Annotated in this window: 1 protein-coding gene; it reads left to right on the plus strand. The window is 53.1% G+C overall.

The features are described from left to right. Nucleotides 1–87: 87 nt before the first annotated feature. On the plus strand, nt 88–424 hold a 337-nt coding region (locus P0G09_RS15760; protein ID WP_275253125.1), incomplete at its 3' end, for a twin-arginine translocation signal domain-containing protein.

Raw genomic sequence — 424 nt, forward strand, 5'->3', positions numbered from 1 at the left:
GGGTTGAATTCTGTCCCTTGACAGTCTGGGTAAATATGGTACTATGATGATAGGAACAAACCAGATCTGAAATGGGAGGAATTTCTGATGCGCAATGTTTTTTCCCGCCGTGAGTTTCTGAAAGCATCTGCCGCCGCTGTGCTGGCCGCTTCTGCCGCTGGTGTCCTCACCGGCTGTGATGGGGGCGGCAGCGAGATCCCGTCCGCGACCATCGGGCTGGGTGAGTGTGAAGTGACCATGACCGGCAACATGACCATCACTGGTGATGAGGTCGTGGGCAATGAGAACGCCAACGGCTACCTCTGCAAACCCAATGTGCGGATTCGGTACAATGGCGCAGCCAGTGAGATCAAATACAATTTTGCCGTTGTCTTTGCGGCAAAAATTGATAAGACCGCGCTGGAACTGACCAATGGAAAAGAGG

Origin of the sequence: Faecalibacterium sp. DFI.5.82, from assembly GCF_029076575.1 — a bacterium.
GTDB classification, from domain to species: Bacteria; Bacillota; Clostridia; order Oscillospirales; family Ruminococcaceae; genus Faecalibacterium; species Faecalibacterium duncaniae.